The organism is Paracoccus laeviglucosivorans (assembly GCF_900182695.1).
Lineage (GTDB): Bacteria > Pseudomonadota > Alphaproteobacteria > Rhodobacterales > Rhodobacteraceae > Paracoccus > Paracoccus laeviglucosivorans.
Map to the genome: position 1 here is coordinate 1 of NZ_FXTK01000041.1, position 12,332 is coordinate 12,332.

Consider the following 12,332-nt stretch of genomic DNA (forward strand, 5'->3'; position numbering starts at 1 on the left):
AGGGGGCCTTTCTGCGCCGCCATCAGCCCCCGGAAATACGGATCCTCGTAATAGACGATACGGTTGACCATGATCGGGTGCTGGCGCTCGGGGATCAGGATGACCTTGTTGCGGTCGAGTTTCTTCAGCTCATCCGGCGTCATCAGCGGGCGTTCTTCGTTGCGCCGCGAGATCGAGCGGCGCAGAAAGCCCGACCCGTCGCGCGACAGGCTGTCGCTGACCGAGAGTTTCGTGGTCTTGCCGAGGCTCTCGGAGACCTCACCGGCGGTCTTCTTCTCGTTCGGGGCGAGGTAAAGCTTGATCCCGGCGGCGGATTCGATGCCCAGCCGTTCGTTCTCGGTATAGGGGGTGGATTCCAGTCCGGGGATCGACTGGGTGATGATCGAGACGCGCCCGCCATGGCCCGCCAGCTGCTTGAGCGATTGCACGATGATCGGCATCGGCCCCAGCTGGTCGAATTCGTCGAGCATGATCTTGACCGGCCAGGGCTCACGCAGGGGATCGGGCATGCTGGCGCGCAGGGTGGCGATGAGCTCACCAAAGAACAACCGGATCAGCGGGGCAAGGGTGGTGATGGCATCGGAATTGACCACCAGATAAACCGCCATCGGCTTGCGGCGCAGATCGGCAAAGGAAAAATCATTGCCACTGGTGGCGCGATCGATCGCCGGGTTGTTCCAGAGCGACAGCCCGGCACCGCTCAGCACCGAGGCATGTGAGGACAGTGTCCGGTCGGAATAGCCGGCGAATTTGCGGAAGGTCTGCGCGGCACTGGGATGCCTGACCTCATCGGCATGGGCACCATAGGCGGTCTGGGTCGCGCCCTGACCGAAAAGGATGCGGCAGATCTCACCGATGGTGGGCTTGCCGCGTTCGATGGCCAGAAGCCCGGCGGCAATGAAGAGATCGCGGCCCTCGGTCAGGAAATCCCCGGCGCTGCCCTTGTCCGACACGGTCAGGAAATAATCGGCGATCTTGGCCAGTTCAGTATAGCAGGCATCGCCATGCGGAATGCGCGCCACGCGCTCGAGCGGGTTATAACGATGCGAGGGATGGTCAAAATCGAAGGGCGAGAAATAGAAGATCTCATCGCCCTGGGACTGGCGATGGCGCGAGGTGGCCTCGAAGAGTTCCCCTTTTACATCCAGCACCACCATCGAGCCGGGAAACAGCAACAGGTTCGGGATGGCATAGCCGACGCCCTTGCCGGCGCGGGTCGGCGCCACGACCAGACAATGCGGGAATTTGTCGTAATCCGCGGCGATCAGCGATTTGCGCGATTTGGGTGGGCCCATTTTGCCAAAGACCAGCCCCTGACCGATCGGTTGCAGCAGGCCGTTGCGGCGGATCTCGGCCTTACTCTGGAAATGCGCCTGACCATATTGCGTCAGCTTCTGGCCGAAAGACAGGATCAGGGTAAATCCCGCCAACAGCAGCGCGCCCCAGAGGCCGAAACTGTAGCTGGTTGCGTAAGGCGCGTCGAAAATCGCCTGCCAGCCGGGATAGCGGCGCAGCAGCACGAACATATCGCCGGTCAGCACATCGCCGCCGGTCCGGAGGCTGAACCAGAAGCCGCCGGCCATCAGGCCAAGCAGCGCCCCGGCGATCAGGGCAAGGGGCAGGACGATCAGCAAACGCGGCATGACCCCATCCCTCCGGTCAATAGCCGAGCCAGCCGAGCAGATCGGCTGTGGTGGTGAACGCGGCGCCAAGATCGTCGCGGGCCTCTGCGGGGTCATGGCCATGGGCGAGCACAAGGCGTTCCGCTTCAGCCTCGGACAGCGACGGATGGTCTTCGGCAAATTCCCGGCTGGTCATGCAGGCTCCTCCTCGTTGATCTCGAGCCCCGGAAACCAGACCTCCAGAATGCCGCGTTCGGCACCGACGCGTCCGGCCTGAATGACGACATCAATGGAGCCGCGCAGATAGCGCAGCACTTCGGCAAAACTCAGTTGGGTACCCGTTTGCAAGACAAGGAGCGCAAGCTTGTCCAGCGCCTTGCGGGCGGTCTCGGCATGGAGCGTGGTGAAGGAGCCGCCATGGCCGCTATTGATGGCCGAAAGATAGGTCACCGCCTCGCGGCCGCGCAGTTCGCCCAGGATGATGCGGTCAGGTCGCAGCCGCAATGTGGCCTGCAGCAGCCTCTCAGCCGAGCGCGCGGCGGTATCGTCGCGGGTGGCGATCAGGCTGACATGGTTTGGCTGCGCGGGCATCAGCTCCGGCGCATCCTCGATCAGCACCAGACGCTCGCGTTCGGAAATCATCCATTGCAGGCGGCGCGCCAGCTCGGTCTTGCCGGTCGAGGTGCCGCCCGAGACGAGGATATTGAGATGCATGTCGATGGCGGCGCGCAGGAAGGCGTCGGGATCGTCGTTTCGCCCGAGCAGCTGCCGGATCTTCGCAACCCGCGCCTGCCGTTCCGCCTCGGAGGATCGCTCCGGCGGGCGCAGAAAGCCGAAGCGGCGCGGCGCATCATCCGTGCCGCGCGCGCGAAACAGCCGCAGGGCAATGACTGCACCTTGCGCCACCGCCGGGGGAATGAGGACTTGCGCGCGCAAGGTGACCGGGCCCGAGGCGATGGTGGCCGAGACCATGGGCATCTGTTCGGTCAAGGGCTGGCGCACCTCATTGGCAATCTGCGCCGCAAGATCACTGACCTCATGCGGGCGCAGCTGCATTGTTGCTACCGCGACCATATGGCTGGCACCGCTGCGTTCGATCCAGACCCGGCCATCGGCATTGATCGCGATCTCGATCGCAGCCGGATCCTCGATCAGCGGCCGAAGCGGACGCAGATAATGCGCGAGAAAGCCGTCGCCCATCAGAAGATCTCCATATCCCTGTTGACGCGCACGACGACGACCTGACCTTGCGGGATGGTGATCGTGGGACTGCGGTTGATGATCCCGGCCATGGTATTGCCGAGCGCACCCGAAGCGCTTTGTCCGATCCCGGCATAGAGCTGCCCCGGATCGTCCTTGTCATCCCCGTCCTCATCGCCGCTGGCGGCGGCTTCAAGGACCGCGGGCAGAGCGCCGATGACCGAGACCATGGCGGCGGCGCCAAAGCGGCTCAGCGTGTGATTATTCACGCGGCCGCTGAGACCCGCGCGGCCGACCGGGTCGGTGCCGTAACCCTCCAGTGCCACGGTCATACCGTCGGCGCGCAGGATCCGGTCCCAGGCGATCATCACCCGGCGCTGGCCCGGTTCGATCTCGGCGGCATAGCGGCCATAGAGCTTGGCACCGCGCGGGATCAGCACCTGGCTCATATCCATCGACCAGACATCCTGACTGACGGTCGCGGCAACATTGCCGGGCAGGCTGGAATCCACTGCCGTTTCCAACACCGCTTCGATCATGGTGCCCTGCACGATGGTCTGGCCGGGGTTGGCGAGGATTTCAGCGCGGGTGATCCCGGCCCGCGCGGCTCCGGCACGCAGGAAGTCCGGTGCAGATGCGGTGTCGGCCTCGCCGTTAGCTGCCGCGTCCGAATTCGGCCCGCCACCGCCCGCGCTGAAGGCGACGATGGGCGAGGTGATGCGGCGCTGGCGCAGATCAGCCGCCTCTTGCCGCCGGGCCTCCAGATCGGCCAGCCGGCGGGCCTCTTCCTCGGCAGCGGCCGGATCGGGCAGATCCAGCTGGGCGGCATTGAGCAACTCCGTCTCCAGCCGCCGCTGTTCCTCTGCGGCCTCGGCCAATGCGGTATCCTTCTCCCCGGCTTCGCGCCGCGCAGCGTCGCGTTCCTCTTGTAGCTGCGCCTGCGCCGCCTGATGGTCGCGCTCCATCGCCGCGAGCCGCGCGGTCAGTTCCGCGAGCTTCGGATCGGGGGCCGGGGCCGCGTCCGGGGCGGCGGCCGGCGCGGGTTCGGCCCGCGTGGTTGTAAACGCTGCCAGACCCGGCTCCTGCTGGAATTCGGTTACGGTCGAGGTTGGCAACCCCGTCGTGGCGGGCGGGGTCTTGTCGCGGGGCAGCATCACATAAATGCCTAAGGCCAGACCCAGCACCAGCGTGGCCACTGGCACGATATAGGAGTGCAGCCGGCGCGACGGTTGCTCGGGTTGCTTCAACCGGGCCAGACGTTGCCGGACCTTGTCATCCTGTGTCTCGGACATGTTTCCCCCCTCAGCGCCCGGTGATGCAGACGTAATCGTCGCCATGGCGCAGCACCCAGCGTTCAGAGCGGCCGGAGACGACGATCACATTGCCCTTGGTGCTGCTGTTGACAGAGGTCTCCCGGCCTTTGGCATCGGCGCGGAACACCGCGGGCATCGGCGCATCGGGCGGGATCTGGAGATAGGTTTTTCTGCCGTCATCCGACACGCCGACCGGGGCAAACCCGGCCCCGGCGCTGCCCTGCGCAACGGCATAGCGCATCTTCTTCGGCGGTGTGCCGGGCAGTTCGCGGACCGCAGGCGCGCTGCGACCGGCTTTGCTGCCGCCGCCGCCATTGATCCGCACCAGCCAGTTCGGCGTGCCCTGTCCCTCGGTCACGCGCAGCAGATAGAACCGCTTGCTGGTCTCGACGATCAGATTGGTTTCCGCGCCTGCGACCTGCGGCTTGATGGTGAAGACGTTGGGGTTTTCCATCTCGGAGATCTGGAAGCTCTCGCTGTCGCCCGCCGCGACATTGAAGATCTTTTCGCCAGGATCGAGCTCGATCAGCGTGCTGTTCAGAAGCCGGGTCGAGACGTGATAGACCTGACCCTCGCTATATTGAGCGGCGGTGATGCGACTGTCGCGGGCGCCGGGTTTGGGCCGGATCTCGGCCAGGGCTGACAGGGGCAGGCCGGCGACCAGCGCGCATGTACCTGCGGCAAGAAGGGCTCTAATCATCCTGCTGGGCCTCCAGGGCATCGGCGCTGACTCGGTAGCCGGTGACGACAAAGCCGAACGGGTTCTGCCAGACCAGTTCCAGCGCCGTCTCCTGCGTCGGCAAGAACTGATAGGTCACGGTGGCGGTGAAATTCCCGAGCCGGTCGGGCTGGTTCGGCTGGCTCAGGGTTTTAACGAAACGCACCTGTGCCGTCGTGTCATTGACCGGGGTGACCTGTAGCACCTCGACCTTGACCCGGCCGGTATCACCATAAAGCGTCGGCGGAAAATTCGGGTTCTTGCCATCCCAAAGGCGTTGCAACGAGGCCTGCGCATCGCCCTGCGACTGTCGGAAGGCGCGCAGCATGCGGGCTTCATTGTCATTCGGATCATAGGTCTCGCGCGCCAGCACATAAGCGTAAAGCAGGCTTTGACGCACGGCATCGGCATGTTCCATGGTGGCGCGTTCGACCTCGACTGCGCGGGCGGCCAGGCCGGTGTCGCGATCGACGATGGTCAGATAGGCCTGGGTCTGTTTCAGCGGCAGGAGCGCCAGCACGGTGCCGAGGCCGAGGATGCCGCAGGCCACCCCGCCTGCGGCCACGAGCCAGGCCAGTTTCTCGCGCCGCGTCGGCTCGAGGAAGAGCTGCTGCGCAAGATGGCTCTGCCCGTCAGACAATGCGTCTGTCATGAAGATCTCCGGATAGGGGGTGTTCTGGTGCCGCTATTTGCCCCGAAAGGCGGTGACGGCGTTGAGTTTGGCGCGCAGCAGCTGGCCTGCCTCGCGGGCCGAGCGTTGATGGGTGCCGCGCTGGCTGTCGCCGATCAGCCCCTTGGCGGCCTGCGCCGGATAGGCGAGCGCCGCGCCGGCACTGCCGGCCCCGAGAGCGCTCGCGCCGCGCGCAATGCCACCCTGCACGCCGGAGCCCAGACGACCGGCTGTGGATCCAGTCAGGCGCAGCGCCTCGGGGACAATCGAGGCCAGCCGCATCTGGCCGGTGATGTTCTGCGCTGCTTCCGGGATCTTCAGCAGGGCATAGATGCCCACGAAGACGACGACGAGAAACCCCAGGATGCCGGCAATATTCTGGACGTCGGTCTGACGCTGAAACTGGGCACCGGCCATGTGAACCACGGATGCCACCACGGCAGAGGCCGCGATCGGGTACATCAGATAAGAGACAAAGGACGACAGCCAAGCCTCGAACAGCGGCTTGGTGCGTTCGAAGATGGTGAAGATCATCGCCAGAGGCGCCACGCCGAGCAGGAAGGCGATCATGATCTTGGCGAAGCCGACGATGAGGATATAGGCCGCCATCAGCAACGCGAGAATGACGTAGAAGAAGGCGCCAAGCACGCCGCGGGCAATTGAGCCCATGCTCTTCATTACTCCGTCGGTGGCGTCACCCATGTTCAGACTGAGGTTATCCATGGCAGTGTTGATACCACCTGACTGAGACGAGGCGGCATCGAAGAAGCTCAGTGCCAGATTGCCGCTGGCCTGGGTCAGCGCGTCATAAAAGGTGCCGAAGTTGTGCCAGGAGAAACCGAAGAGAAAGACAAGGAAAATCCGGGTGGCGATGGCCACAGACTCTCTCGCCGACATGCGATAGATGCCCATGGCCATATTCATGCCGATCACCAGCAAGAGAAACGTCAGCATGATGACCCAGATCGGGCCGAGGGCGCTGGCTGTATTTTCGAAGAGAGCCTGACCGGTCGATTTGACGCTTTCGTCCAATGACCCAAGGATATCGGTGACGAGACCCATCAGAAATCACCTCCGCACATCGCCTCAGCTTGGGTGAACAACTGTAATCCGAGTTTCCCATACTCACGGGCGACATTATGGCGGTTCCAGCCAGAACCGTGTTCCGCTTCGATATCTGCAATGATGGCGGTCACTTCGGAGAACGGCGCGACTTTGCCATGACAGGTACAATCCCTGAGATTGAGCACTCGTCGGCTACGGACATAGTCGTAGATCATCCGCGAGGCGTAGGCATCGGCTGACGACGCGCGATAGGCCTTCGATGCTACAAACGGATCCTTGTCACAGCGGCGGTAGGGCACGTTTTCGGTCTTTGCCCGCGCTGCGTGGGTGCCGTCTGCCCGCGGCAGAACGCGAAGGTACTCCTGATCGTCAGTCTGCTGTTCTGGCGTGAATTCCAGATCCTGCGCTTGCGAAGCCGAGGCGGCAACGACAGCGGCCAAAGCCAGCGACGCCAACGCGCCTGCGATGTAAATCCGCGGGGCCATACTCACTCCTCCAGCCTGATCGACAGGTATTTCTCTTCCTCGGCGGCGGTGGCGGCATCCATGATGCCGGCCTCGCCCATGCCCACGGTCTGCACCGCTTGCATGGCCCAGACATTCGCCAGCGCAATGCCCAGCTCGGCGGTGACGCGGGTGTTGAGATCGATGGCCTGTTTGAGGTTCTGGGTCGTCGCGATCTTCTGTACCAACCCGTCGATCCGGGTCAGGCTTTCCTGCGCGTCCTCGGAGGAGGCCTCGGCCGCCACCGACAGGAAGGCGTTGACATTGGCCGCGGTGCCGATGCGCGCCGCCTGACCGTCTTCGCTCCTTGCCAGTTGATCGACCCGGGTCCGGTCGAGCCCGGCCGCGGCAAAGGCCTTGTCGACATGGCCCGCGACCGTGCCGCTGCCCAGACCGGCGCCACCGGAGAGCACCGTGGCCCAATTGCCGGATTTCGCCGCATCGAGTGAGGCGGTGAGATCGGCAAAGCCGGGCAGGATCTCGCGCAGAAAGCTGTCCTTGTCGAAGCCCAGATCGGCGAGCGAAAGCCCGTCCGAGAGCGCGGCGTATTGGCGTTCCAGAAGCCGGATCTGCTCGATCAGCTTCAGGGTCTGATCGTCGAGCTTCAGGTTCTGCGCCACCTGTTCCTTCAGCTGCGCCCTCGCCTCTGTCAGCATCTGTTGCAACCGGGCGATGCTGGTCACATCAATGGTCGGCACGCCCTGGGCCGCGGCGAGCGTGGGCATCAAGACCACCGCCAGCATGGCCAGACCCTGTCGGGCGGGGGGAAACATTCGCATCAGTCGAACCTCACCTGCAAATACCTGTCGTCTTCGGCATAGGCCTGCAGCAGCAGCGCATAGCGCGCGGCCGAGACCCTGCGCCCGGTCGCCTGCAGCCGGGTCAGGAGTGCGGCCATGCGTGCCACCTCGGCCCGGGCATAGGAATTGAGATCCATCGCCTCCTTAACCGAGGCCGTGGTCCCGATCTGTGCCACGATGCTGCGCAACCGCGTGGCGGCAGCCTGCATGGACTGCATGGAATGGCGGGCATAGTGCATGCCGGCATCGGCGACATTGCTGCTTTCGGCGATGACCATGTCCTTAGGATCCAATGTGCCGAGATCTGCGGCCCCCGAGACCCGTCCGGCATAGCGCTGATAATAGGCCCGGATGCGCGAGACATAGTTTTTTGTCTCCGTGTAAGGCGGGATGCCGCCATGTTTTTGCACCGCGCCGGGTCCGGCATTATAAGCGGCAAGCGCCAGATCCATCGAACCGAAGCGGGCCAGTTGCTGCAGCAGATATCGCGCACCGCCATCGAGCTGGACGCGGGGATCGTCGTAATAGGCCGGATAGACGCCGAGTTCCTTGGCCGTCTCCGGCATGATCTGCGTCAGCCCGAAAGCCGCGACCGGGCTTTTGGCGCCGATGCTGAAATTGGATTCCTGTTTGACCAGCCCCTGAAACCAGCAGCGGAATTCGACGGCATTGATACCGGCCTGTGCCAGCGCCGGGTGATTGCCATAGCGGACAACGGTCTCGGCAATCATCTGTTCGATGGTCTCGGGTGCATCACCGAAGAGCCGCGCGGCATAGGGGTTGTCATCGTCAAGGGCATAGACCGCGTCTGCGGCATCAATGCCGCCCGCCCCGCCTGCGCTGCCGCGTTCGAGACCGGGAATGAAGGCGCTGGTCCCGGTCAACAGATCCAGCGTCCGGTCCAGTGCCGCCAGCTGATCTTGTTGACGTTCAAGGATCGTGGCGCGGCGGGCATTTTCCTGCTGCTCGGCGGCGCGCGTGGCCAGCGCCTGCTGGCGTTGCAGGAGCCACCCGGCGATCTGTTTCAGATCGACCGAGGGCACGCCCTGTGCTGCGGCTGCCAGCGGAGATGCGAGAAGTGCCAGTGCCATGACCGCCGCCCTAACGCGCTGCGACATCATGAAACACGCACTCACCTGCGGGCATCTCGGCCAGCGTCATCGTGGTCCAACAATTGGTTTTTCGGCTGGCCGCGTCGCTGGCGCAGCCTGCCATCAGCAGCAGGATTGTCCCAAGAAAAATCGCTTTAGACATCGGCAGTCCTCCAGAAATTGGGCCTGGTCTCGAAACCCTCGCCAAAGGCCTGAAGCGCGGCTTTACCGCCGCTGAGCGCGGTCAGGAGCGGGCCGAGCGGCGAGAGGTCGACATCGAGCAGCGTCGATCCGGTGGGTCCATTCCAGAGCGCGCGCCGCGGACCGAACTGACCTTCCAGCACAAAGCCGAGCTGGTTTTCGGTCAGGTGCAGATTGGCGTAATGCGCCTCGATGGCCTGACTGTTGGGAAAGATCAGCCGGTGCGGCAGACCCTCGAGGATTGTGCGGGCTTTGCTCTTTTCGATCTGGCTTGGGAATTGCGTCATCAGGATCAACGTGACGTTCAGCTTGCGCGCGGTGACGGCCCATTTTGGCATCCGCGTGGCGAAGAAATCATCGTCCAGTGCGGCATGCGCCTCATCGACGATCAGCAGCGTCGGCACACGTTCCTCGAACATCAGCTCAAGTCGGCGGAAGATATAGCTGAGGATCGCGGTGCGTTCGGTGGCGTGCTCCAGGATCTCGGTCATGTCGAGCCCGACGACATCGCTGCGCCGGAAATCCACCACCGGATGTTTGGCCGCGCCAAACACCCAGTTGTACCGGCCCCCGGGGCCCCATTCGGCGACGCGCATCGCCAGCTCGCGGCCGTCCTGAACATCACCGACCAGCGTCTCGAAATGCTCAAAGCTGCGCAGGGCCTCCGGCGCCGCGCTGACCCGACGAATGGCGGCCTTCAGCGCGGCGCTTTGGATGGGCGAGAGCGGGCCCCGACGTTCGAGAAGCGCCGAGAGCCAGTCCATCAGCCAGGCCTCGCCGCGCGGGCCGGTCTCGGTCAGAAGCGGGTTCAGCCCGGTGGCCTGCCCGGCGCGGATCTGGGCATAATCGCCCCCCAGCGCCGCAACGAGGCTTCTGAGGCCCAGATCCTTGTCAAAGATGATAATGCGCGGCCGCACGCGCTGCGCCTGCGCCGCCAGAAAGGCCACGGTGGTGGTCTTGCCGGAATCGGAGGGACCCAGCACCAGGGTATGGCCCAGGGGTGGTTCTTTCGCGGCCGATCCCGGCACCTGAAAGCTGAAGCGATGCGGTGCCCCGGTCGCACTCTGAAACACCGTCACCGGCGTGCGCCAGTAGAGATCCTGCGCCTGTGTGCCGGCATCGCAGACATGCAGCGAGGCCATATCGGCGAAGGTGGTGGTCGCCACCGCCATGCCCCAGCATTCATAATCCATATTGCCGGGATGCGTCGCGAAATAGCTGGCCTCGAGGCTGTGGGAGCAGCGCGTCAGTTTGATCCGTGCGCGTTCAGCCATGCCCTTGACCTTCGAGACCTGCGCATCAAGTGCCGCTGGGCTGTCGGCAAAGACGGTGATGGTCAGCTGGTGATTGCCGACACTTTTGCCGCCGCTTTCGACGGCATCGGCGGTCTCGATCAACTGCTGCTGGATGGTTGTGGCCAGATCATCGGCGGCGCGCATCTGGTTCACCCGCAGCCGCACCCGGTCCGCGATCTTTTCCGAGGCGATGGGGGTAAAGGAGTGCGTGACCAAGGTGTCGATGGAGGTGTCGAGCGCGTCCAGCATGCCGGGCCAGGTCTCCTGACTGTAACGGCGGATCGCCAGCACCGCGGCGTGGCGTGGCTTGCCGGATCCTTCGTCGAACAGGATGCGGTCGGGAAAAAAGGTGGCGGCGGAAGATGCGGCATCTTCGGCGATCAGGGTCATCTCGCCGCGCCAGGCCGGCGCGAGAATGCCGGTGCCGATGGCGCTATAAAAACCGATCAGGCTGCCGTCGCTGATCCGCAGCCGTCTGGTCGTGACGTTTGGCAGGCCGGTTTCGATAATGGCGATCAGCTCGCGCAGATCCTGCAGCCGGGTCTCGGTATCGGCCTCGAAGATCCGCGCGGCGGCCCGGCGCAAGAGCGGCACCTTGAGTGGGGTGGGCAGCGCGCAGACCACGGTCAGCACCAGCACGACATCATGCAGGTTCTGACCGCCAAGATGCTGGCGCCAGCGGCGGTCCAGATCGGCCGCGAAGCTGTCGCCATGCACCGGCTTCAATCCCAGCGCGGCCGGGCGGTGCAGACGGTGGATGTAGAACGTAAAGCGTTCATCCAAACCGTCGATCAGGGTGGCGACGGCGCGGCGCAGATCGGTGATGTCCTGCGGCGCGGCGGTCATGCCGTCGATCCCGGCAATCTCCAGCGACATCATCAGTCCATTCTGGCGGGTGCGCACGACCTCGTCATCATGTTCAATGAGGTAAGGCAGATGGGTGAAGAGCGCGGGATCTTTCGGCAGCACCGCGCGGGCCGCGTCACCAGGGCGGGGGGAGGCGCGATCAAACATAGCGCCGCCCCCGTTTGCGGGTCCGGTTCAAGGCAGGCGGGGTTTTTTGCAAGATCACCCGCAGCACCTGCGCGCCATTGGGATTGGCCGCGGTGGCGAGGCGCGCCAGCCCGTACCAGACCGGACCCAATCCGAGAAAGCTGAGCGACAGGATCAGGTTCTGCGAGGTCCACATGAAGGGCAGCACGGTGACGGAGGCCACTGCCAGCGTATAGGGCAGGGGCAGGCCCCAGAGCCGGGCCTGCCGCGTGAGGCCCAAGATGACGGGGGTGCGCTCCATGCTCTAGAGGAAGCTGTTGAGATTGCTGACGACGGTCGAAACCGGCATAGCAATGATGGCGCCGATGATGATGTAGAGCAGCCAGGCCCAGGGCGCGCGGTTCAACGCCGCCATGATGCCGACGATGACGAAAGCCGTGGTGAAGAACCACGTCACCGGATTGCCCATGATCCAGGTGGTCCAGTTGTTGCCGAGCGTATTGGCCTTCGTGAAATCGATGCCCTGATTGGCCTGGGCCAGAGCGCTTGAGGCGAGGCCTGAGGCGAGCAAAAGGCCAAGCGCGATCGGCAGCGCAAACGACCGGCGTCGCGCATCACATGCAAAGGTCATGGAAAAGAGAATCCTCTACGGTTTCGTCAGGAGCAGACGGTCATGTTCGGAAAGCACCTTCACGACATAGTCGCGGGTCTCGCGATAGGGCGGTACACCGCCATAGCGCTTCACGGCTGCGGGCCCGGCATTATAGGCCGCCAGGGCCAGCATCGGGCTGCGGAACGCTTGGAGCTGTGCCAGCAGATAGCGGGCGCCGCCATCAAGGTTCTGCATCGGATCGCGCGGAT

The 12,332-nt window shown here is 64.1% G+C and carries 15 protein-coding genes; all 15 read right to left on the reverse strand.

The window, feature by feature from the left end:
- The coding region (locus tag FN835_RS20130; protein WP_185958774.1) for a type IV secretory system conjugative DNA transfer family protein at nucleotides 1-1,643 on the reverse strand (1,643 nt) is incomplete at its 3' end.
- Between the two features lie 16 nt (nucleotides 1,644-1,659).
- A complete protein-coding gene (locus tag FN835_RS21390; protein ID WP_185958775.1) occupies nucleotides 1,660-1,818 on the reverse strand; it encodes a hypothetical protein in 159 nt (52 codons plus the stop codon).
- On the reverse strand, nucleotides 1,815-2,822 hold the full coding sequence (locus tag FN835_RS20135) for an ATPase, T2SS/T4P/T4SS family (protein ID WP_142665029.1): 1,008 nt from the start codon (nucleotides 2,820-2,822) through the stop codon (nucleotides 1,815-1,817). Before FN835_RS20135 ends, FN835_RS21390 begins: the two co-directional genes overlap by 4 nt.
- The gene (locus FN835_RS20140; protein ID WP_185958776.1) at nucleotides 2,822-4,114 is read right to left on the reverse strand and encodes a TrbI/VirB10 family protein; all 1,293 of its coding nucleotides are present in this window, start codon (nucleotides 4,112-4,114) and stop codon (nucleotides 2,822-2,824) included. The genes FN835_RS20135 and FN835_RS20140 overlap by 1 nt, the downstream gene beginning before the upstream one ends.
- Before the next feature lie 10 nt (nucleotides 4,115-4,124).
- The gene (locus FN835_RS20145; protein ID WP_185958777.1) at nucleotides 4,125-4,835 is read right to left on the reverse strand and encodes a TrbG/VirB9 family P-type conjugative transfer protein; all 711 of its coding nucleotides are present in this window, start codon (nucleotides 4,833-4,835) and stop codon (nucleotides 4,125-4,127) included.
- Nucleotides 4,828-5,505 carry a VirB8 family type IV secretion system protein gene (locus FN835_RS20150; RefSeq protein WP_142665032.1) on the reverse strand — a complete coding sequence of 226 codons (678 nt, stop codon included), beginning with the start codon at nucleotides 5,503-5,505 and terminating at the stop codon, nucleotides 4,828-4,830. The genes FN835_RS20145 and FN835_RS20150 overlap by 8 nt, the downstream gene beginning before the upstream one ends.
- A gap of 33 nt (nucleotides 5,506-5,538) precedes the next feature.
- On the reverse strand, nucleotides 5,539-6,585 hold the full coding sequence (locus FN835_RS20155; protein ID WP_142665033.1) for a TrbL/VirB6 family protein: 1,047 nt from the start codon (nucleotides 6,583-6,585) through the stop codon (nucleotides 5,539-5,541).
- Nucleotides 6,585-7,073, reverse strand: a complete 489-nt coding sequence (locus tag FN835_RS20160; RefSeq protein WP_142665034.1) for a hypothetical protein — start codon at nucleotides 7,071-7,073, stop codon at nucleotides 6,585-6,587. The genes FN835_RS20155 and FN835_RS20160 overlap by 1 nt, the downstream gene beginning before the upstream one ends.
- Nucleotides 7,074-7,075: 2 nt before the next feature.
- Nucleotides 7,076-7,834, reverse strand: a complete 759-nt coding sequence (locus FN835_RS20165) for a type IV secretion system protein (RefSeq protein WP_185958778.1) — start codon at nucleotides 7,832-7,834, stop codon at nucleotides 7,076-7,078.
- 35 nt (nucleotides 7,835-7,869) lie between these two features.
- Nucleotides 7,870-8,982: a lytic transglycosylase domain-containing protein gene (locus FN835_RS20170; protein ID WP_185958779.1), complete on the reverse strand. Its 1,113-nt coding sequence runs from the start codon at nucleotides 8,980-8,982 to the stop codon at nucleotides 7,870-7,872.
- A 10-nt stretch (nucleotides 8,983-8,992) separates the two neighbouring features.
- Nucleotides 8,993-9,145 (reverse strand): hypothetical protein, encoded by a 153-nt coding sequence (locus FN835_RS21395; RefSeq protein WP_185958780.1) that lies wholly within the window; start codon nucleotides 9,143-9,145, stop codon nucleotides 8,993-8,995.
- A complete protein-coding gene (locus tag FN835_RS20175; RefSeq protein ID WP_142665037.1) occupies nucleotides 9,138-11,492 on the reverse strand; it encodes a VirB4 family type IV secretion/conjugal transfer ATPase in 2,355 nt (784 codons plus the stop codon). Before FN835_RS20175 ends, FN835_RS21395 begins: the two co-directional genes overlap by 8 nt.
- Nucleotides 11,485-11,772 carry a VirB3 family type IV secretion system protein gene (locus FN835_RS20180; protein WP_142665038.1) on the reverse strand — a complete coding sequence of 96 codons (288 nt, stop codon included), beginning with the start codon at nucleotides 11,770-11,772 and terminating at the stop codon, nucleotides 11,485-11,487. Before FN835_RS20180 ends, FN835_RS20175 begins: the two co-directional genes overlap by 8 nt.
- Nucleotides 11,773-11,775: 3 nt before the next feature.
- A complete protein-coding gene (locus FN835_RS20185) occupies nucleotides 11,776-12,102 on the reverse strand; it encodes a TrbC/VirB2 family protein (RefSeq protein WP_142665039.1) in 327 nt (108 codons plus the stop codon).
- Between the two features lie 15 nt (nucleotides 12,103-12,117).
- On the reverse strand, nucleotides 12,118-12,332 hold a 215-nt coding region (locus FN835_RS20190; RefSeq protein ID WP_142665040.1), incomplete at its 5' end, for a lytic transglycosylase domain-containing protein.

Coding starts and splice junctions, on each gene's coding strand:
- FN835_RS21395 (WP_185958780.1), bottom strand. CDS start 9,145: ATGTCTAAAGCGATTTTTCTTGGGACAATCCTGCTGCTGATGGCAGGC.
- FN835_RS20175 (WP_142665037.1), bottom strand. CDS start 11,492: ATGTTTGATCGCGCCTCCCCCCGCCCTGGTGACGCGGCCCGCGCGGTG.
- FN835_RS20155 (WP_142665033.1), bottom strand. CDS start 6,585: ATGGGTCTCGTCACCGATATCCTTGGGTCATTGGACGAAAGCGTCAAA.
- FN835_RS20180 (WP_142665038.1), bottom strand. CDS start 11,772: ATGGAGCGCACCCCCGTCATCTTGGGCCTCACGCGGCAGGCCCGGCTC.
- FN835_RS20165 (WP_185958778.1), bottom strand. CDS start 7,834: ATGCTGGCGGTGGTCTTGATGCCCACGCTCGCCGCGGCCCAGGGCGTG.
- FN835_RS20140 (WP_185958776.1), bottom strand. CDS start 4,114: ATGTCCGAGACACAGGATGACAAGGTCCGGCAACGTCTGGCCCGGTTG.
- FN835_RS20160 (WP_142665034.1), bottom strand. CDS start 7,073: ATGGCCCCGCGGATTTACATCGCAGGCGCGTTGGCGTCGCTGGCTTTG.
- FN835_RS20170 (WP_185958779.1), bottom strand. CDS start 8,982: ATGGCACTGGCACTTCTCGCATCTCCGCTGGCAGCCGCAGCACAGGGC.
- FN835_RS20135 (WP_142665029.1), bottom strand. CDS start 2,822: ATGGGCGACGGCTTTCTCGCGCATTATCTGCGTCCGCTTCGGCCGCTG.
- FN835_RS20150 (WP_142665032.1), bottom strand. CDS start 5,505: ATGACAGACGCATTGTCTGACGGGCAGAGCCATCTTGCGCAGCAGCTC.
- FN835_RS20185 (WP_142665039.1), bottom strand. CDS start 12,102: ATGACCTTTGCATGTGATGCGCGACGCCGGTCGTTTGCGCTGCCGATC.
- FN835_RS20145 (WP_185958777.1), bottom strand. CDS start 4,835: ATGATTAGAGCCCTTCTTGCCGCAGGTACATGCGCGCTGGTCGCCGGC.
- FN835_RS21390 (WP_185958775.1), bottom strand. CDS start 1,818: ATGACCAGCCGGGAATTTGCCGAAGACCATCCGTCGCTGTCCGAGGCT.